The organism is Bifidobacterium sp. ESL0745, from assembly GCF_029433335.1.
Classification (GTDB): domain Bacteria; phylum Actinomycetota; class Actinomycetes; order Actinomycetales; family Bifidobacteriaceae; genus Bifidobacterium.
Genome location: NZ_JAQTHX010000001.1, coordinates 1,489,339 through 1,508,164, shown reverse-complemented (window position 1 = coordinate 1,508,164; position 18,826 = coordinate 1,489,339). Strand labels below are relative to the sequence as shown.

The 18,826-nt window shown below is 56.9% G+C and carries 16 protein-coding genes and 1 tRNA gene; 14 read left to right on the top strand and 3 right to left on the bottom strand.

The window, feature by feature from the left end:
* Positions 1–32 precede the first annotated feature (32 nt).
* From PT275_RS05935 to nucS, 6 genes are all read left to right on the top strand, one after another.
* Positions 33–860, top strand: a complete 828-nt coding sequence (locus PT275_RS05935; RefSeq protein WP_277153223.1) for a F0F1 ATP synthase subunit delta — start codon at positions 33–35, stop codon at positions 858–860.
* 87 nt (positions 861–947) lie between these two features.
* Positions 948–2,576: a F0F1 ATP synthase subunit alpha gene (gene atpA, locus PT275_RS05930; RefSeq protein ID WP_277153221.1), complete on the top strand. Its 1,629-nt coding sequence runs from the start codon at positions 948–950 to the stop codon at positions 2,574–2,576.
* Between the two features lie 3 nt (positions 2,577–2,579).
* On the top strand, positions 2,580–3,554 hold the full coding sequence (locus tag PT275_RS05925; RefSeq protein WP_277153218.1) for a F0F1 ATP synthase subunit gamma: 975 nt from the start codon (positions 2,580–2,582) through the stop codon (positions 3,552–3,554).
* A gap of 8 nt (positions 3,555–3,562) precedes the next feature.
* On the top strand, positions 3,563–5,056 hold the full coding sequence (atpD, locus tag PT275_RS05920; protein WP_277153216.1) for a F0F1 ATP synthase subunit beta: 1,494 nt from the start codon (positions 3,563–3,565) through the stop codon (positions 5,054–5,056).
* Entirely contained in the window at positions 5,056–5,346 is a 291-nt protein-coding gene (locus PT275_RS05915) for a F0F1 ATP synthase subunit epsilon (protein WP_277153214.1), read from the top strand. Before atpD ends, PT275_RS05915 begins: the two co-directional genes overlap by 1 nt.
* 209 nt (positions 5,347–5,555) lie before the next feature.
* Positions 5,556–6,260 (top strand): endonuclease NucS, encoded by a 705-nt coding sequence (gene nucS / locus PT275_RS05910; RefSeq protein ID WP_277153211.1) that lies wholly within the window; start codon positions 5,556–5,558, stop codon positions 6,258–6,260.
* Positions 6,261–6,596: 336 nt separating this feature from the next.
* Here the strand turns inward: nucS and PT275_RS05905 are convergent, their stop codons facing one another.
* The gene (locus PT275_RS05905; RefSeq protein WP_277153209.1) at positions 6,597–6,749 is read right to left on the bottom strand and encodes a hypothetical protein; all 153 of its coding nucleotides are present in this window, start codon (positions 6,747–6,749) and stop codon (positions 6,597–6,599) included.
* A 47-nt stretch (positions 6,750–6,796) separates the two neighbouring features.
* On the opposite strand from PT275_RS05905, the gene PT275_RS05900 reads away from it, so the two are divergent.
* The 3 genes from PT275_RS05900 to PT275_RS05890 all read left to right on the top strand — a co-directional run bounded on the left by PT275_RS05900 (position 6,797) and on the right by PT275_RS05890 (position 10,264).
* Positions 6,797–7,219, top strand: a complete 423-nt coding sequence (locus PT275_RS05900) for a hypothetical protein (protein ID WP_277153207.1) — start codon at positions 6,797–6,799, stop codon at positions 7,217–7,219.
* A 155-nt stretch (positions 7,220–7,374) separates the two neighbouring features.
* On the top strand, positions 7,375–9,237 hold the full coding sequence (locus PT275_RS05895; protein WP_277153205.1) for an AAA family ATPase: 1,863 nt from the start codon (positions 7,375–7,377) through the stop codon (positions 9,235–9,237).
* A gap of 169 nt (positions 9,238–9,406) precedes the next feature.
* Positions 9,407–10,264, top strand: a complete 858-nt coding sequence (locus PT275_RS05890; protein ID WP_277153203.1) for a hypothetical protein — start codon at positions 9,407–9,409, stop codon at positions 10,262–10,264.
* A gap of 160 nt (positions 10,265–10,424) precedes the next feature.
* Here PT275_RS05890 and PT275_RS05885 read toward each other — a convergent pair whose 3' ends face one another.
* Positions 10,425–11,399 (bottom strand): FKBP-type peptidyl-prolyl cis-trans isomerase, encoded by a 975-nt coding sequence (locus PT275_RS05885; protein ID WP_277153201.1) that lies wholly within the window; start codon positions 11,397–11,399, stop codon positions 10,425–10,427.
* 224 nt (positions 11,400–11,623) lie between these two features.
* Here PT275_RS05885 and PT275_RS05880 point away from each other — a divergent pair, with 224 nt between their 5' ends.
* The 3 genes from PT275_RS05880 to PT275_RS05870 all read left to right on the top strand — a co-directional run bounded on the left by PT275_RS05880 (position 11,624) and on the right by PT275_RS05870 (position 15,580).
* Entirely contained in the window at positions 11,624–13,474 is a 1,851-nt protein-coding gene (locus PT275_RS05880) for a hypothetical protein (RefSeq protein WP_277153199.1), read from the top strand.
* Positions 13,471–14,475, top strand: a complete 1,005-nt coding sequence (locus PT275_RS05875) for a hypothetical protein (protein ID WP_277153197.1) — start codon at positions 13,471–13,473, stop codon at positions 14,473–14,475. The genes PT275_RS05880 and PT275_RS05875 overlap by 4 nt, the downstream gene beginning before the upstream one ends.
* A 106-nt stretch (positions 14,476–14,581) precedes the next feature.
* Positions 14,582–15,580, top strand: coding sequence for a tetratricopeptide repeat protein (locus PT275_RS05870; RefSeq protein WP_277153195.1), 999 nt, complete (start codon positions 14,582–14,584; stop codon positions 15,578–15,580).
* 385 nt (positions 15,581–15,965) lie between these two features.
* Here PT275_RS05870 and PT275_RS05865 read toward each other — a convergent pair whose 3' ends face one another.
* Positions 15,966–16,616 (bottom strand): hypothetical protein, encoded by a 651-nt coding sequence (locus PT275_RS05865; protein ID WP_277153193.1) that lies wholly within the window; start codon positions 16,614–16,616, stop codon positions 15,966–15,968.
* A 145-nt stretch (positions 16,617–16,761) separates the two neighbouring features.
* On the opposite strand from PT275_RS05865, the gene PT275_RS05860 reads away from it, so the two are divergent.
* Positions 16,762–16,835 (top strand) — tRNA-Arg (locus PT275_RS05860).
* An 11-nt stretch (positions 16,836–16,846) separates the two neighbouring features.
* Entirely contained in the window at positions 16,847–18,781 is a 1,935-nt protein-coding gene (argS, locus tag PT275_RS05855) for an arginine--tRNA ligase (protein ID WP_348519510.1), read from the top strand.
* Positions 18,782–18,826 lie beyond the last annotated feature (45 nt).

Below are 18,826 nucleotides of genomic sequence, written 5' to 3'. Positions count from 1 at the left end.
GACAGTATTAATTAAAAGAATGGAGGTGAGCAATGCGAGGAGAAGCGTCGCTGCAGGCTGATCGTACATCGCGCGATTCCCTGGCCCCTAGATTGAGGGAGAAGGGAACGGACGCGTGGCGCATCGGCGACGAGCTGTTCGCCGTCACCGACCTGCTTGACCACAATGATCAAGTGGAGCGTTCACTCACCGACCCGTCCCGTCCGGCGACCGACAAGGTCGCGCTCATCACCGAGATTCTCGCTGGTCAGGCCGATCCTCTGACGGTCGATATCCTCACCGATCTGGTCTCCCGCACTTGGAGCAAGGTCAAGGACATCGCCAACGCCGTCGAGGATTTCGCGGTGGACGCCATGATGTATTACGCCGATGCGACCGACAGCACGCTCATGGTTTCCGTGGAGCTGGCGCAGATTCATTCCGCGTTGCTCAAGATGTCGGTTTTGGGTTCCAAGCTTTCCGACGACTTCGTGCCGGCTCAGGCTCGTCTTGACTTGCTGCACACCGCTTTTGACGGCACCAAGCTCAACAAGGTGACCATGCGGCTGGTGGAGCATGCGGCCGTGAATCCGCGTCATCGTCGTTTTCTGGAAACGCTTGAGTGGCTCATCGCCAAGTTCACCCGCCACATGGGCGAATCGATGGTCACCGTCACCACGGCCGCGCCGTTGAACAAGCCGCAGATCAAGCGTCTGACGTCGATCTACTCGGCCAAGCTCGGGCGCCCGGTGCATATCAATTCGTCTGTCGATCCAACCGTCATCGGCGGCATGCGTGTGCAGATTGGTGCGGACGTGATGGACAACACCGTCGCCGCCCAGCTTTCCCAGCTCAAGCGCAAGGTCAGCACCCAGATGTGACCGGAACGCCGGAACGAACAGACCAGGGCACCGCAAAGGTGCCTGTACAAGACTTATCAGTCAACAATTAATCAATAAGGAGTGATCATGGCAGAACTTACCATTGATCCTGCGAATGTGCGAAAGGCCCTCGACGATTTCGTCGATTCGTACAAGCCCAGCGACACTCCCACCCAAGAGGTGGGTTACGTCGCGACGGCCGGCGATGGCATCGCGCATGTAACGGGACTGCCTGGTTGCATGGCCAACGAGCTGCTGACCTTCGAGGACGGCACGCTCGGCCTGGCATTCAACCTTGATCCCCGCGAGATCGGCGTGGTTATCCTCGGCGACTTCGCAGGTGTCGAGGAAGGCCAGGAGGTGCGGCGCACTGGAGAAGTGCTTTCCGTACCGGTTGGCGACGGCTATCTCGGGCGTACGGTTGACCCTCTGGGCAAACCGATCGATGGCTTGGGTGAAATCAAGAGTGAAGGCCGAAGGATTCTTGAGGCGCAGGCCCCCGATGTGATGCATCGTCATCCCGTCGACGAGCCGCTTTCCACGGGTTTGAAGGCCATCGACGCGATGACACCAATCGGCCGTGGTCAGCGTCAGCTCATCATCGGCGATCGTCAGACCGGCAAAACGGCCATCGCGATCGATGCGATCCTGAACCAGAAGCAGAACTGGGAGAGCGGCGACCCGAAGAAGCAGGTGCGCTGCATCTACGTGGCCATCGGCCAGAAGGGCTCCACCATCGCCTCCGTGCGTCAGAGCCTTGAAGAGGCCGGCGCGATGGAATACACCACGATCGTGGCCAGCCCGGCTTCCGATTCCGCTGGTTTCAAATACATCGCCCCCTACACCGGTTCGGCCATCGGCCAGCACTGGATGTATCACGGCAAGCACGTCCTCATCGTCTTCGACGATCTGTCGAAGCAGGCCGAGGCCTACCGTTCGATTTCCCTGCTGCTGCGTCGCCCGCCGGGGCGCGAGGCCTACCCGGGAGATGTGTTCTATCTGCACTCCCGTCTGCTCGAACGCTGCGCCAAGCTCTCCGATGATCTTGGTGGCGGCTCGATGACCGGTCTGCCGATTGTGGAGACGAAGGCGAACGATGTTTCCGCCTACATCCCGACGAACGTCATTTCGATCACCGATGGCCAGATCTTCCTGCAGTCCGACCTGTTCAATGCCAACCAGCGCCCCGCTGTGGACGTCGGCATCTCCGTGTCCCGTGTCGGTGGCGCGGCTCAGAGCAAGGCGTTGAAGAAGGTTTCCGGCACCTTGAAGATCTCGCTGGCGCAGTACCGCTCGTTGCAGTCCTTCGCGATGTTCGCTTCCGACTTGGATGCGGCTTCCAAGGCACAGCTGACCCGCGGCGCCCGCCTGACCGAACTTCTGAAGCAGCCCCAGTTCTCTCCATATACGATGGAGCAGGAGGTCGTCTCCGTGTGGGCCGGCACCCATGGCAAGCTCGACGATCTGGACATCGCCGACGTGCTGCCCTTCGAACATGGCCTGTTGGATTATGTGGAGCACAATACCGACATCATGAAGACCATCCGCGAAACCGGTGACTTCACCGCCGATACCGAGAAGGCCTTGGATGCGGCCGTCGATGAATACCGTGGCAACTACGTGACCAAGGGTGGCAAGCCGTTGGTCATCAAGAAGCCGGTGGCGACCAAGCCCACGAAGATCGAGCAGGAAAAGATTGTAGCGGGGGATAAGTAACCCATGGCTTCGCAACTCGGATTGAAATCACGTATCGCCTCCACCACGTCGTTGGGCAAGATCTTCAACGCGCAGGAGATGATCGCTTCTTCGCATATCGCCAAGGCCCGTACCGTGGCGTTGAACGCGAAGCCGTATAGCGACGCGATTTTCGATGCCGTGCAGTCGCTGGCAGAACATACCGATATCGACCATCCGATCGTCAAGTCCAGGGAGCATAACCCTCGGGTCGCCGTCCTGGCCCTGACGTCGGACCGTGGCATGGCCGGCGCCTATACCTCGTCGATCATCCGCGAAACGGAATCGTTGCTCGCGCGTCTCGACAAGGTGGGTAAGGAGCCTTTGCTCTACGTTTACGGCCGTCGCGGCGTCTCCTATTATCGTTACCGCAATCGCAAGATCGCGGCGACGTGGGAAGGCAACAGCGATCAGCCGGGCGCGGCAGTGGCCAAGGAAATCTCTGATCGGTTGCTTGAGGATTATATGAAGCCGGCCGCGCAGGGCGGCGTTTCCGAGCTGTATATCATCTTCACGGAATTCGTGAACATGGTGGTACAGAAGGTGCGCGTGCTGCGTATGTTGCCGGTTGAAGTGATCAAAAAGCATGGCGACGGCAAGCCTGTCATTGAAAAACCCGAACCCGACGCCGGCGAGTCTCCCGACGATGTCAACGATGTGACCGCCTCCGCGAAGGTCGGCATCACGGCACCTTTGTATTACTTCGAGCCGAACATCCGCAAGGTGCTCGACGCGATTCTGCCGAAGTATGTGCAGGCCCGCATCCATGAGTGTCTGCTGACCGCCGCCGCCTCAGAGACGGCAAGCCGGCAGAACGCCATGCACACCGCGACAGACAACGCCAACAATCTGATCGATTCGCTTACGCGACAGCTCAACGCCTCGCGTCAGGCTTCGATCACCCAGGAACTTACTGAGATAATCAGCAGCGCAGACGCGCTGAACAAAGAGGAAGAGTAGGAACGCATATGGCAGAAAACGAGTCAACGACTCAGTCCAGCGCGACCTCCGCCAAATCGGCAGCTGACCTGAACGCCGGACGCATCACTCGCGTCCAGGGTTCGGTGATCGATGCCGAATTCCCGGCGGGGCACCTGCCCGACATCTACAATGCCCTGAAAGTCAAGATCAACAACGTGGGCGACACCGAAGGCGAGACCGTCAAGGAGATCACCCTTGAGGTCGAGCAGCAGATCGGTGATTCCACGGTGCGTGCCGTCGCATTGAAGCCTACCGATGGCCTCGTGCGAGGTGCGACGGTCACCGATACGGGCGGCCCCATCGAGGTGCCGGTCGGCGACGTGACCAAGGGGCATGTGTTCGATGTCACGGGCAATATTCTGAACAAGAAGCCCGATGAGCATATTGAGATCAAGGAGCGGTGGTCCATCCACCGCAATCCGCCGGCCTTCGACCAGCTCGAAAGCCGCACCAAGATGTTCGAGACGGGTATCAAGGTCATCGACTTGCTCACCCCGTACGTCGAGGGCGGCAAGATCGGCCTCTTCGGTGGCGCAGGCGTCGGCAAGACCGTGCTGATCCAGGAGATGATCCAGCGCGTGGCGCAGAACCACGGCGGTGTTTCCGTATTCGCCGGCGTCGGCGAGCGTACCCGTGAGGGCAACGACCTGATCGGCGAAATGGGCGACGCAGGCGTTCTGGAGAAGACCGCGCTGGTCTTCGGCCAGATGGATGAGCCCCCGGGGACGCGTCTTCGCGTGCCACTGACCGCTCTGACGATGGCCGAGTACTTCCGCGACGTCGAGAACCAGGACGTGTTGCTCTTCATCGACAACATCTTCCGCTTCACGCAGGCGGGTTCCGAGGTCTCCACGCTGCTCGGCCGTATGCCGTCCGCCGTGGGCTACCAGCCGAACCTGGCCGATGAGATGGGCTCCCTGCAGGAGCGCATCACCTCGACCCGCGGCCACTCGATCACCTCGTTGCAGGCCATTTACGTGCCCGCCGACGATTACACCGACCCGGCCCCGGCCACGACCTTCGCCCACTTGGATGCGACCACCGAGCTTTCGCGTGACATCGCTTCCCAGGGCATCTACCCGGCCGTCGACCCGCTGTCGTCCACCTCGCGAATCCTCGATCCGCGTTACGTGGGCCAGGAGCACTACGACACCGCGAACCGCGTCAAGGCGATTCTGCAGCGCAACAAGGAGCTCCAGGACATCATCGCCCTGATCGGCATCGACGAGCTCGGTGAGGAAGACAAGACCACCGTCAACCGTGCCCGCAAGATCCAGCAGTTCCTTGGCCAGAACTTCTACGTCGCGAAGAAATTCACCGGCTTGGAAGGCTCGTACGTCAAGGCCGATGAGACCGTCGAGGCCTTCAAGCGCATCTGCGACGGCGATTACGACGACGTGCCGGAGCAGGCGTTCAACGGCATCGGCGGTATCGATGACCTTGAGCGCAAGTGGCACGACATGCAGAAGGAATATGCGTGATGTCTGACTCCACGATGAAGGTGAATATCGTCTGCGCTGAACGCCCGCTTTGGGTGGGCGAGGCGAAGTCCGTCACCGTCCCCGCCAGCGAGGGCGGCATGGGCATTCTCCCCGACCACGAGCCGATGATGACCGTCATCGACAAGGGCATCGTTTCGGCCGTGGACGTCGATGGCAACCGTCACAGCTTCGAGGTAAGTGACGGCTTCGCGTCGTTCGATTCCAACTCGCTGACGGTAGCCGCGGAAACCGGCGACGACGTCAAAAAGAATCCGGCGGCAACCGACTAGTCCGGCTGGCTGCTGACATTCCTCAGTCGTTAAAAGTGGAGATGCCGATACATTCGGTGTCTCCACTTTTTTGTATGTTCTAGCTGTTCCTTTTATTATTTTTGTAGTCCGAGTATTGCCATCCGTGGAGACTTACGTCATGTACTTACGACACATGGTTATGTGCCAGACTTCTCTGTTTCGCCCAGAGGCTCAGGTAAGGTGGCAGCGTGCGAATTATTGTTGCTGACTGCTCTGCCGTATACTCCGGAAGGCTCAATGCCTCGTTGCCCGTGGCCAAGCGAGTACTCATGATCAAAGCTGATCAAAGCCTGTTGATTTTCTCCGAACTCGGTTCCTACAAACCGCTCAACTGGATGGCCGCACCCTGCACCATCAAGGAAGTTATCCCGGAAAGCAACGCCGAAGAGACCGAGGAGGAAGTTCCTGAGAAGGTGTTCCGCGTAGCTGCGCAGAAGTCGACTGACATGCTCGAAGTGACGGTGCAGCATGTCTATTCCGATGAAACCTACGATTTGGGAGAGGATCCCGGGCTCGTCAAGGATGGCGTAGAGGATCACCTCCAGTATTATCTGGCCCAGCAGATCGAACGGATCGGCAAAGGTGCGAAGCTTGTGCGCCGCGAATACCCGACGGCTGTAGGGCCGGTCGACATCATGGCCATCGACGGCAACGGCCAGCACGTCGCCATCGAGATCAAGCGTCACGGCGGCATCGACGGCGTCGAACAGCTAACCCGCTATGTAAAGCTCTTGAATAAGGACCCGCTGCTTGCTCCGGTCCGTGGCATGTTTGCCGCCCAAACCATCACTCCGCAGGCTCGCGTTCTGGCGACGGAGCGTGGTTTCGATTGCCTTATCCTCGATTACGAGGACATGAAGGGCGCCGACGACGACAGCCTTCGTCTGTTCTGATGCAAGTGAGACGCGATACAAATTTCTTATGGATGAAGTGTTAATCTCGAAGGTATTGTGCAGGGAGGATGGATGATATGAAGTGCAGTCATTGTGGATTCGATTTGAGTGATCAAGCCGTTTTCTGCCCGCAATGCGGTAGTAAGGTGGTACGTCCGAAGACCACTCCGTCTGCCCCTCCTGCCGAACCTGATCCGTCTGCTTTGACTGCGCCTCCGCTGCATTCTGGCACTCAGCAGGTTGATCCGCAGCCAGTTGCGGATCAACCTGCTGCCCAAAGGCCGCCTGAACCCGTTGCCGCACAACCAGCTCAGCCTTCCCAACCTCAGACCGGATCTAATCCTTCTCGACCGGCTCAGCCGATTCAGCAGCCGGCTTCGTCTTCTCAGCCCTACCGGCCTCAGTCTCAGTCTCGGGCTCAACCCGTTTCCCAGCCTCGCCGGCAAACCCCGCAATATGCTCAAAATTCGCAGCAGAATCGGCCATCATATCAACAGGCTCCTCAACTCGCCCAGGGTTCGGCGCAGGCACCGACGATGACCGCTATTCCGCCGATTAAGAAGAAAAACCGTTTTCTTAAGATACTTATGGATATTGTGGCCGTACTTCTGGTTTTTGCTCTTGCTTTTTGGCTGCGCGGCATACGCATAGCGCATGACAGTACGCCTGATTCGGTGGAAAAAGGTGCAGCATATGTTCAGAACAGAGGGTATAGCCCTAATAGTTCCAACGGTTTGGACGATTTGCAATCCCTAGGATTTAGGGGCTTAGAGGCCGGAAGTTGGTATGTCGGTAATAACGACAAGAAAGTATACAATTACGAGGTCGTTTGCGGCAGTGATGAATATCGTTTGTATTACGCGTCTTCAGGGAAATATCAGGGTTGGACGAAGATTCAAGGTCGCACAATAGTCCGAGATACAGAGGCGCAGTTGGTTCAGTGCGATACCGGGAACTAATTGCTGCGAATGCGCCGAGAAACCGCGCAGCCAAGGTGAGGCTAGTGAGCTTCCGATTGGCCGTATCTGTTTTGCCGGCCTCGCCGACATTCTGCGATGAATCTAAAGTTGAGTTTGACGAAGCGTCTGTGGATTAAAAGTATCTGGAGAGAACGATGTTATTGTGTACGCACTGCCGCCATTGGAATGGCGAGGATTTCCGTTTTTGCGAGCATTGTGGCGATGAACTATTGACGCGGGATGACATCTATCGCAAGGCGGAGTACATTCCTATGCAGGAAGAGACCCCGACATTTTATGTTTCCCCCACCGAGGATGATGCATTACGGAATCTTCCTGATGCGGTGGAGCAGGCGAAGCAGTATCACGATGACCACAAGGATGGGCCTATGCCGGTCATCGTTCTCGATCCAGGTGCTTATGCTGTTCAAAAAACCCTGACAATCACATTCCCGGTGCTCATTATGGGTGCGCCGGGTTGTTCGCCGGATGAGGTGGGCATCGAAGCCGATTACATCGATGACAACCAAGATATCCGCTTCGTGTCGGCTGTCAAAGGCGATGATGGTGGGGATACTGACATCGCCGGGATGTTGGGGCAGGGAAGCGATACGAAGATGCATGCCAAAGGACATGCGATATACAAGAATCTGACATTTGAAATTCAGTTTGAGGGCGCGGGCATTATTGACAGCTGTATCGTGGAAGACACGGTGCTGGTCACCGGTGGTTTTCTCTACGTCATGAATTCGAGGTTGCGTGAATCTGTGAAGTTGAGGAATATCGGTTGGTTGCGTATGTCCGGTTCCACTGCCGAAAAGGGGATTGTTGTCTGTAAGCCCGATGAAGATGAAGCACCTTGTTTCCTTGGTGTTTTCGGTCATTCTCTGGTTTCCGGCACTTCCGAGTCCTGGGGTGTGCAGGCCTCGTATTGTATGGCGGTGGTGATTTCGGAATCGGAAGTCAGGGATGGTATGTTCCTTGAGAAGACGTTCCTGATAATGGGACATTCCAAGGTCACCGGAGACCCGAACTCGTACGGCGGTACTCCCATGATCATCGATAAAGAGGCGGCAGAACCGGATTTCCTGACGTACATGCCCAAGGATTTCCCGACCGAGTTTAAATCCATCGAATTTGATGGTCTGGCATTCGACGCTTCGGATCTTTATGCACAAGCCGATCTGTCCGGTTCCCCGGAAGACCAGACCGACCAAAAGAGCGTAGAGGAATTGCTCGCTGAATTGGACGCGCTGACAGGTTTGGGTTCTGTCAAAGACTATGTGCGCAAGCAGGTACAGCTCATCCAGTTCCAGCAGCGGCGGAAAACCCAGGGTCTTTCGGACAATTCGATTTCGCACAACATGATTTTCGCCGGCAATCCCGGGACAGGAAAAACCACAGTGGCCCGTATCTACGGCAAGTTGCTCCATGGTCTGGGCATCGTCGGGAAAAGCGTGTTCGTAGAAGCCAGTCGTTCCGATTTCGTCGCGGGGTACACCGGACAGACGGCTTTGAAGACCAAGGAGGTGATCGACAGCGCCCGCGGCGGTGTGCTGTTCATCGATGAGGCCTATACCCTGGTGCACAATGATGGTTCCGGGGATGATTTCGGCCATGAAGCCGTGGAGACACTGTTGAAGGCGATGGAGGATTATCGCGATGACATGGTCTTCATCCTCGCCGGATATACTGACGAGATGGAGCAGTTCCTCAACGCTAACGCCGGTCTCAAGTCCCGTATCCCACACTGGCTGGCATTCGAGGACTACACACCCGATGAGCTGGTGGCCATCACTAAAAGCTTTGCCGACCGTGAAGGATATGTCTTCGGGGATGGTGTCGGAGCCAAGCTCAAGGATTATTTCGCCAGTGCCCGCAACGAAGAACACTTCGGCAATGCTCGTTCGGCGCGCAATATCTACGAGGTAGCCATTACTAATAAGGCGGCGCGTGAGATGGAAAAAGGCGAGGACGGCGATCTCACAACGCTTATCAGTGAAGATTTCGGAGTTTAACGCAGGGATGCCATGAACGGAAAATGTTTGGCAATGACCGGTAGGTTTCGAAAGGTCTGATAAAAGACGTTGGGCATCATACCTGGAATTATATGATTATGATTTCGTTGTACGATTTTGACGTATGTTAGGGTAATAGCAAGAAGAGCAAGTCAACGGGGGATGAGGAATGTCGCAACGAAAATCTCAGGCCATTCTGAATATGGAAGCTGCGGAGCAGCAGTATCTCAATGAGAAAAAGGCGTACGACAAGGCGTTGACGGATGCGAACCTGAAACTCATATCATCTCAGCACAAACACAACAAATCTCTCAAGCATACCGATAAAGCCTTGGACAACGCGAGGGAAGAGTTGCATAAACCGGTTTCAACGATCGGCGATGCGGAGCTTTACTGGGACCATGTCGAGTACAGGGGCCAGTCGATGGCCTTGGAAGAAGGGATGACCGCTGAGGTTCATGCTTCGGGCAATGTGTACGTGACAACCGAGACTCGAGGCAAGGTTGGCGTAAGCGTCCTGGGCGCCGCAGTCGGTGGAGTGGTCGCGGGGAAGATCGGAGCCGTGGCCGGAGGAAAGAAAAACAAGGTCGAGACCAAAAATTCGGTTCATGATAAACGCAACCTGTTTATTACGTTGCAGACGTCACATAATTCTATGTCGATTCAATGTGACCCCGACCATGAGGACGAAGCCCGAAAATTTGCAGATCATGTTATACGCTCATCGTCGAATATGGATGAAGTCAAGCAGGACAACGACAACGAGATCGCCAAGTTGGAAAAAGAATTGGATGCCATTGAAAATGATACGGACGATATAGAGCAAGCCAGGCAAAATGTTCAATATTATGAGAACAACAAAGGCGCTATGCAAAAAGCCTATTCCGTATATCAGCAGGCTATGTCGTATGTTCCTCAGCCTCAGTTGCAGGCCTATCAGAAAAGCGGGTCTCGCAGAAAAACGCTCAAGGTGATTTTTGTGATTCTGATGGTTTTGATGTTCCTCTATATTGTGTTTATCCTATAGGTCGATGTGCAAAGACCGGACTTGCCAAGAATCCTGAGCCGCTTGGCATCTGGGTCGCTTTCTTGGAAAAGTCGCGATATAAAATTCCCGGACACCGTGAAACGTGGAATGTCCGGGAATTTTCTTGTTTTGACTTACTTATCGGATTCTATCAATCGACTCACTGCTGGGACTGCGTCTGGCCGTAATCGTAGAGGATGTCGACCACAAAATAGAGCGTTGAATTGGCGGGAATCTTGGCTTGCGCCTGGTTGCCGTATCCCAAGGCCGGAGGAATGACCAGCAACACCTGCGAGCCCACCGTCTGTCCGGCCAAGCCCTGCCTCCAGCCTGCGACGACACCCTGCAGCGGGAAGTTTGCGGGCTTGCCGCGATCCCATGAGGAATCGAACTTCGACGGCTTGCCGTCCTCGCCCATTACCCAGCCGGTGTATTGGGCATCGATGGTGTCGGTTTCGGCCAGCTTCTTGCCCTTGCCTTTGATCAGTGGCTGGACGACGAGGTCATTGCCGGGCTTGTAGCCGTTGAAGTCGATGGCCGGCGCACCCTTTTCGTCGAGGGTCACCTTGGGCAGATTCGCGGGGACGTCCGTGACCTTGTCGCCCTCGGCGCGCGTAATCGGCTTGGACTGCGAAACGAGGGTAAGCGCCATGATATAGGAGGTGCTGGCCTTGTTGTGGTCATTGATGCCGAAGGCCACGGTCGAATTGATCTTCTGGTCCTTCAACACATCGTAATACGTCTTGTTGATGCCTTCTGCATTCATCACCATCGAGCAATCCGGGGTGTTCTTTTCCCAGGTGCTCATCATCTCGCTGCCGTCCTTGGCGTTGAGCGCGACGGCCTGTACGCAGATGTGGTTGTCTTTGCCGAGCGCCGCACCATTGCCCTTTTGCAGCACCGCATAGGAATTATTGACCACCGTCATCGGGGTGTGGAATGTGATTTTCGGCTTCTGGCCAAGTGTGCCGGTGGCTTTGACCCCGGCCATCTGTGTGCCGTCCGAGGAACTTGATGGCTTGTTTGACGAATTGTTGCCGTTGTTCGATCCGCATGCGGCCATGCCGAACGACAGGGCGATGGCGCAGACTGCGGCGAGGACGCGACCGAGTTTTCGCGAGTGATTGTTGCTCATAACCCACCACATTAGCCCCGAACCCTGATTTAGAAGCCAGGTCATCACCGTGTGAGGATAATGCTATTTTCTTTCGTCTTTCGATAAAAAGAGTTGTCGTCAAATTTGTATCCAAACCTTACGGATTTGTGCCGATTATTCGGGATTGCTGACTTTGCTTTAATCACGATAGGGCAGGTTTTCTCAGAATTCTATCGGATAGGCCTTGTAGAATATAATTCAATATGACTTTAACACACGATAAACAGCACAAACACAACGCAAAGCCGACCAAGCATGCGACCATCATGCGTGGCGTCGTCGCGCCGATTTTCGGCTTGCTCGCGGTGCTGTTCATCGTGCTGGGCGCGCTGAACGCAACCGTCTGGAAGTCTGCCCGTGAAGTGAACGCGAATGCTGCGATTTCGGGCACACGCTATGTGGTCACCGATCCGGGGATGCTGAACCTTTTGAGCAAGTCGGTGAATCTGAAGGTCAAGACTAACGCAGGTTCGGCAAAAGCTTCATCGCAATCCGATAACACTGGGGATCCGAAGGCCGACCCACAGACCTGTGTGGCATTGGGTAGTGCGAAAGACGCCACCGGATGGCTGGCAGGTCAGAACTACACACGTGTCACCGGGCTCGATGGCTGGAAGGCCTTTTCCACCAAAACCGCCACAGGTCCCAAACTTGCGAATGCGAAAAACGGCGGGGACGAAGTCGCTTTCAAGGATTCGGATATGTGGACGAGCGTTCGTTGCGCAGACAACGCGATTGCATTGACGTTGAATGACGCGAAAAGCGATCAGGTAATGATCATCGATATGGGGGCTTCCGCCGCGGGGTCTGCGGACAACAGGAAATCCACACAGCCGTCCGTCTCCATCACCATGCATTGGGTGCGTGACCAGGTTCCCGACCACGCCACGCCGTTCTTCATTGCAGGCGGGATTTGCGTACTACTGACCATTTTGTCGGCTTCCATTTTTGCCATTACGGCCAACGAATCATTCAGGCGCAAGCGCGATCAACGTCGTAAGTTGCGTGAGAAGGCAAAGGCCGAGGAGGTCTCCATTTCGGAGGCCATGACAGGAAGCATCGCCGTACTTCGTACGAGTCTGGTCCATACGAGCCATAATCATCGGCCATCGCATAAAGTCCGTTCGGTCGGCGATAGCACGTCAGCCGAGCCTGTGGGCGAGACTGCCATTGGCAGCCCGTCGAACGACGCGCTTTTGTTCACGGCAGACAGTGATGCCGACGATGAGGAAACCACGGCGGTACCCAGCATCATTGATCCGACCAGACGTAATCTCGTCGCCGATATGCAGATGCAGAACGATACGGACGAGGACGGCGAGAACACGGACAATGCTGGTGATGTTAGCGGCACCAGTGATACCGGCGAAAACGCTGAAGTTGGCGGAACCGTTGGCACCGGCGAAGCTGAGCAACTTCAAAAGAAATTTGGCCGCCATCGTGGCAAGGCGGAGCAGGAGCCAGAACCGGAAACACAATTTCAGTCCGATTCCGAGGAACCCACGCCTGCCGGCAGGCATTCGCGGCATATATCGGTTGAGTCTGAACAGCCTGGACCGTTCGGACAAAGCGGGCAATCCAGACGAGACGCCGAACCCGCAGCCGCCAGCGTGGCCGTCTCACTCAATGTACCGGATTCGGGCACTCAGCCCGGTACCGGTGAACACGCGGAACATGGCAACAGCGAGGCGCGCCGGGCATCGAGCGCCGATGAGCTGATCGACAGGGGTCATTCGACCGACGAAACCGATGTCATCTCCATGGATGATCTTCGCGATTATTTCGCCCGCTTCTCGCAGGAAACGGTCGGAAAGACCGAGACCTTGGCGCGGGCAGATGGTCAGGGCCAAGACGCAGGTACCGGCGAAGACGATAGCGCAGATGCCAGCGTAGGTAACACAGACGAACAGAAATCAGCACGGCGACAGGCTGATCAGCCAAAAGGTGCTGGCATCGACCAGAAAGACGGGGATGATCGATCCAGAACGGCACAAGCGGCACAAGAGATGAGCGGCAATCCATCGGTTGCTGGCCAGGACGGGGAAACGGCATGAGCACGAAGAAAATACTGAAGACATTGACGGTAATGACGCTCGCCGCAGCCACCATGCTTGGCGTCGCCGCGTGCGGTGACCAACCCCCACAGCCGCAATCGCAATCGTCGACCCAGATCCCGGACATCACAGAGGCGCAGGAAAAAGCGGTGCGCAAATCGATCCTTGATGTTCTCGATGCTTCAGACAATGCGAAATCTCCGGATGGGCTTGCGGCGCGTGTCACCGGTCCGGCACTTGAAGTCAGGACCAGCGAACTGGCGATTGCCCAGGCCACCGGCGTCATGGACCCGAAAGCCACCATCCCCAAGGACATCGCACAGACGATCATCCCCACCCAGTCCGGCTGGCCGCGTTCGATTTTCTCGATCACCACCACCACACAGGATCAGCAGTCCAAGCGTCTTTTGGTGCTGAATCAGGAAAACCCTCGCAGCAATTACAAGCTGTGGGGCGTGGTGAGGCTTTTCCAGGGCGCTAAGTTGCCGGAATTCGCCATTCCCGCGATTGGCTCGTCCATGGGCTCGCCGGACGATTCCGGTTTGTCGCTTTCCCCGCAACAGACGGTTGACGAATACGCGGACGTGTTGACGCACGGCCAGCAGAGCAAATTCGCCTCGCAATTCGACAGCGATTATTTCCGCGACGATCTCGCCAAGCTTTCCGCAACCGTGCAGCAGGGCATGGAGCGCAACCACGGCACCCAGACCCAAACGTTCACGCCGGTCAAAGACCAGATTTCGGTGATGCGTTCCACCCAAGGCGGGGATCTGGTCGTTGCGCAGATCAATTCCGAATGGACACGAAGCGCCGGGGAGGGCCGCGAATCGCAACCAGCCAGTGACGCCGAACGCGCGCTTTTCGGGCAGGGGAGGGCCACCGCCACCATGAAAGTGACCTATGTCAACGTCTTGGCTTTCTACGTGCCGCCGGCCAAATCAGGCAAGAAAGTCGTGGCCGTCGGCGCCGAGCGTCAGCCGGTCAAGGTCGAAGCGCTGTAGAAATCCTGGTCCGCCAACAGACAAAGCCGCGTTCTGTGGGGTCGGGCGGCAGGTAGATTAGACATTGTCACATACGTTATCGGGTAGGTAGTCGCCCTGCGCCGCAATGGTGCGGGGAAGAAAGAAGGCACTTTTGGCAGCAGCGAACAAGCCCCAGGACAATCCGGGCATTTCTTTGGCGGGTGCGGTCGATTTGAGTTCGATCAAGCATCAGGTGCAGGCCGAGCCTGGGCAGGCCGGTGGTGCTCCAAGTGCCGGTGGCTATGTCATTGACGTCACGGAGTCCACTTTCCAAGCGGTTTTGCAGACTTCCGCCACTTATCCGGTGGTGTTGCTGCTGTGGATTCCGACTGACGACCGTCTTTTTGCCATGGCCAAGAAGTTGGGCGATGCCATCAATGGCATGAAGGGCCAGTTACAGCTCGCCCGCGTTGACATCAACGCCGAACCGGGCATTGCCCAGGCGTTCCAGATCAAGGGCGCGCCGGCGTTGTTCGCGCTTATCGGCGGGCGTCCGATGCCGATTCTCGAAGGGCTGCCAAGCGGTGAGGAATTGACGCAGATCACCGACACGTTGCTGCCGCAGATCGTGCAGCTGGCCCAACAGGCCGGCGTCACCGGCACCGCCCCGTATTCCGGAGACCCTGATGCGGACGCTGATTCCGGTGAGGGCGCCGATGGGGTCGATCAGGTGCCACCCGAACACCAGCAGGCCCACCAGCTCGCCGCCGACGGCGACTATGCCGGTGCTGCCGAGGCCTATGCCCAGGTGCTCGAGGCGAATCCGAATGACACGCTGGCCGCCCGTGAACGTTCCAAGGCCTTGCTGCTGGCGCGTTCCGGCAACGCCGATGTGCGCGAGGTCCGTGCTGCTGCGGCCGACCACCCCGATGATGTGGACGCGCAGCTTGCCGTCGCCGATATCGATATGATCGGCGGGCAGATCGAGGATGCATGCTCACGCCTGCTCGATTACCTCGCCGCCGGCCATAAGGCGGATCTGGAACCGGTTCGCAAGCGCCTGCTTGAGTATTTCGTCATCCCCGAACCCGACGACCCGCGTTTGAAAGCCGCCCGTCGCCGCCTTTCGACCCTGATGTATTGAGGTTGGGGCCTCTACGCTTTTCGTGTTGTAAAGCGAACGGCATGATTCCCATTCGAATCAAATTCGGTGACTGGAATCGTGCCGTTTTTGAGCTCAGCGGCCCATACAAAAATCGCACTTTATAGCACTATCGTTAAAAAACATACATTTTTGGTTCAGCAGAACGCGCTTTTGACACTGCTGTCAAAGAAATACATTAAGGCTCTGTAGAATGCATCATTCTGATGCTTCTGTTGGGAAAGTGCATTGAGAATACAATAAAATGCACCGTCTCAAAGTCGGCGACTGAAAATGCGCTTAGAATTTTGCGACGTTCACTTTTCAGACACCGCCTTCAGCAATATGCTCTAAGGGTTAGGTGGAACGCACCTTTGTGGCTCTGTTGTCAGAAGGAGACGTCAGAGGTCGAGGATTCGCGCCGATTTCGGCCGTAGATCTGCTCGAAATGAGGACCTTGTTCGGCCAATTCGTGTTCAAAGTCCTCGCTCCAGGTGCCGAATGGCCTGCTGGCCAATCCATCGTTGGAGAAGCGCGCCTGGTCGGTGATCTCAGTGACGCAGAAATCAGGAATGATGAGGTTCGTGACCGGCCTCGAACGCTTGGCCTCGGCCACCACGAGCGGTGCGTTGGACCCGCCGAAAACGTCGATGTCCCAGCCATCCTCGCCGATCCATGCCGAAAAACGGTTTTTGATGATGATCTCGCCGCCGCGCTTGATCAGTTCCGCCGCGATGTTGGCGTCGATGTCGCGCTTGGCCTCGTAACGGGTGCCGCCCACCGACGGGCCTTTGATGGCGACGGATGCATCGGTGAAATCGTCGCGGTATTGGTCGAGCACCGCCATCGCGTCGGTATCAGCGTTCATGGCCACGCGCGTTTTCCGGCTGGTGAGCCGTACGCGCAGCGCGTAGTTGTCGGCGTGAACGTAATAACTCTGCACGATGAGCGTCGGTATGCTGCCGTCGTCCAGTTCTTCGGGCATATGCCGGCAGAAAAACCGCCGGTCGAATTCGAAGTCGTTCATTTCAGGAGACATATTCCAAGTTTAGACGGAACTGTGCACACACTAACCCATGGTTACCAAAAGATATTGTACGTATTTCCATGGTTTCTTTTGGTAACCATGGGTTAGTGTGAGCACAGATAAGTCACATGGCCGTGTAGACTGATGAATGTTGTTTGGGTCCGTAGCTCAGCTGGATAGAGCGTTCGCCTCCGGAGCGAAAGGTCGCGGGTTCGAATCCCGTTGGGCCCACGTATTGGTTCATGACGCACAGTAAACTGTGGAACATGAATCCTGAAGCGTTAAGTGAACTTATTTCTGATATTGCACATGAGCTGGTTTCGGCGGGGAACGCCGGCGAGCTGACCGTTGATTTGATTCCGTCGGTTGACAGACTGGCGGTGATGCGGCCGAAAGATCGCGCGCACGGCGACTGGTCGTCGAATGTGGCGATGCAGCTGGCCAAAAAAGCAGGCATGAAGCCACGCGATTTGGCTGAAGCATTTGCCGCGAAATTGCGGGACGCCGATGGTATTGCAGCCGTGGAAGTGGCGGGTCCCGGGTTCATCAATATCACGCTTGATTCCGCTTCGGCGGCTGCCGTGGTTTCGCGGATTCTTGAGCAGAGCGTTGAGATGGAACCCGTCGATAAGGGTGTCGAGGTCTGGAAGGGCAAGGACAGCGATACTGAAGTTGCTGGAACTGAGACTGAAGCGAAAACCGTTCATTCCACGAAATTCGGCCTGAACGATCACTTGGGGGGCAAAACCCTCAACCTCGAATTCGTCTCGGCCAACCCGACTGGCCCCATCCACATCGGTGGCGTGCGTTGGGCGGCGACCGGCGATTCCATGGCCCGCGTGCTCGAAGCCAACGGCGCCAAGGTCGTGCGCGAATACTACTTCAATGACCATGGCGAGCAGATCAACCGTTTCGCCAAGTCGCTTGTCGCTGCTGCCCATGGCGAGGAAACCCCATCCGATGGCTACAAAGGCACGTATATCAACGAAATTGCCGATCGTGTGATTGCCGAAGCCAAGGCCGACGGCATTGACGTGCTGAACCTGCCGCGCGTCGATGGCGGCAAAGACAAGGACGGGAACGATCTCGGCGAGGGCGATTCCGAACAGCGCGAAGAGTTCCGCAAGCGCGCGGTGCCGATGATGTTCGCCGAAATCCAGCAGTCCATGAAGGATTTCCGCGTCAACTTCGACGTGTGGTTCCACGAGAACAGCCTGTATCAGGACGGTGCCGTCAAAGAGGCCATCGCCAAGCTGCGCGAGCAGGGCGACATCTACGAGAAGGACGGGGCCACCTGGTTCGCCTCCACCAAGCACGGCGACGACAAGGACCGCGTCATCATCAAGTCCAACGGTGAGTATGCCTACTTTGCCGCCGATATCGCCTACTACTACAACAAGCGTCACCGCGCGGGCTCGCCTTCCGCACCTGCCGACATCGCGATTTACATGCTCGGCGCCGACCACCACGGCTACATCGGCCGCATGATGGCGATGTGCGCCGCGTTCGGCGACAAGCCCGGCGAGAACATGCAGATTCTCATCGGCCAGATGGTCAACGTGATGAAGGACGGCAAGGCCGTGCGCATGTCCAAGCGCGCCGGCAACGTCGTTACCATTGATGATTTGGTGGAGGCCGTCGGCGTGGACGCCGCGCGTTATTCGCTCGCGCGCACCGACTACAACACCAGCGTCGACATCGACCTTGACGTGCTCGCTTCACACACCAACGAGAACCCTGTGTATTACGTACAGTATGCGCATGCCCGCAGCTGCAACGTCGACCGTAACGCCGAAGCCGCAAAGATTGACGCGAATGCCGCCGATCTGTCGCTGCTCGATACTCCTGCCGACGGCGAAGTACTTGGCGCACTGGCCCAGTGGCCGTCCGTTGTCTCGGACGCTGGCGACCTGCGTGCTCCGCACAAGATCGCGCATTATCTCGAGGCGCTGGCCGGCACGTACCACAAGTGGTACAACCTCGAACGCGTTGTCCCGATGGATCTGACGGACCTTGAGGCCCGCGAAAAAGACGCCGCGAAACTCGAGGCCGTGCGCGTCGCCAAGAACCCGGAGCCGGCTCGTGCCGCAGCCCGTCTGCAGTTGAACGATGCCGTGCAGCGTGTCATCGCCTCCGGTCTTGCGATGCTTGGCGTGACTGCACCCGACAAGATGTAACGCTGAAATATGTAGCGAATCGGTCGCGTTTTCCATTATGGAACG

Bases quoted from the DNA above. Each gene is read 5' to 3' on its own strand.
- PT275_RS05935 (WP_277153223.1), top strand. From the start codon at position 33: ATGCGAGGAGAAGCGTCGCTGCAGGCTGATCGTACATCGCGCGATTCC.
- atpA (WP_277153221.1), top strand. From the start codon at position 948: ATGGCAGAACTTACCATTGATCCTGCGAATGTGCGAAAGGCCCTCGAC.
- PT275_RS05925 (WP_277153218.1), top strand. From the start codon at position 2,580: ATGGCTTCGCAACTCGGATTGAAATCACGTATCGCCTCCACCACGTCG.
- atpD (WP_277153216.1), top strand. From the start codon at position 3,563: ATGGCAGAAAACGAGTCAACGACTCAGTCCAGCGCGACCTCCGCCAAA.
- PT275_RS05915 (WP_277153214.1), top strand. From the start codon at position 5,056: ATGTCTGACTCCACGATGAAGGTGAATATCGTCTGCGCTGAACGCCCG.
- PT275_RS05905 (WP_277153209.1), bottom strand. From the start codon at position 6,749: ATGATGGCCGATTCTGCTGCGAATTTTGAGCATATTGCGGGGTTTGCC.
- PT275_RS05900 (WP_277153207.1), top strand. From the start codon at position 6,797: ATGACCGCTATTCCGCCGATTAAGAAGAAAAACCGTTTTCTTAAGATA.
- PT275_RS05895 (WP_277153205.1), top strand. From the start codon at position 7,375: ATGTTATTGTGTACGCACTGCCGCCATTGGAATGGCGAGGATTTCCGT.
- PT275_RS05890 (WP_277153203.1), top strand. From the start codon at position 9,407: ATGTCGCAACGAAAATCTCAGGCCATTCTGAATATGGAAGCTGCGGAG.
- PT275_RS05885 (WP_277153201.1), bottom strand. From the start codon at position 11,399: ATGAGCAACAATCACTCGCGAAAACTCGGTCGCGTCCTCGCCGCAGTC.
- PT275_RS05880 (WP_277153199.1), top strand. From the start codon at position 11,624: ATGACTTTAACACACGATAAACAGCACAAACACAACGCAAAGCCGACC.
- PT275_RS05875 (WP_277153197.1), top strand. From the start codon at position 13,471: ATGAGCACGAAGAAAATACTGAAGACATTGACGGTAATGACGCTCGCC.
- PT275_RS05870 (WP_277153195.1), top strand. From the start codon at position 14,582: ATGGTGCGGGGAAGAAAGAAGGCACTTTTGGCAGCAGCGAACAAGCCC.
- PT275_RS05865 (WP_277153193.1), bottom strand. From the start codon at position 16,616: ATGTCTCCTGAAATGAACGACTTCGAATTCGACCGGCGGTTTTTCTGC.
- argS (WP_348519510.1), top strand. From the start codon at position 16,847: ATGACGCACAGTAAACTGTGGAACATGAATCCTGAAGCGTTAAGTGAA.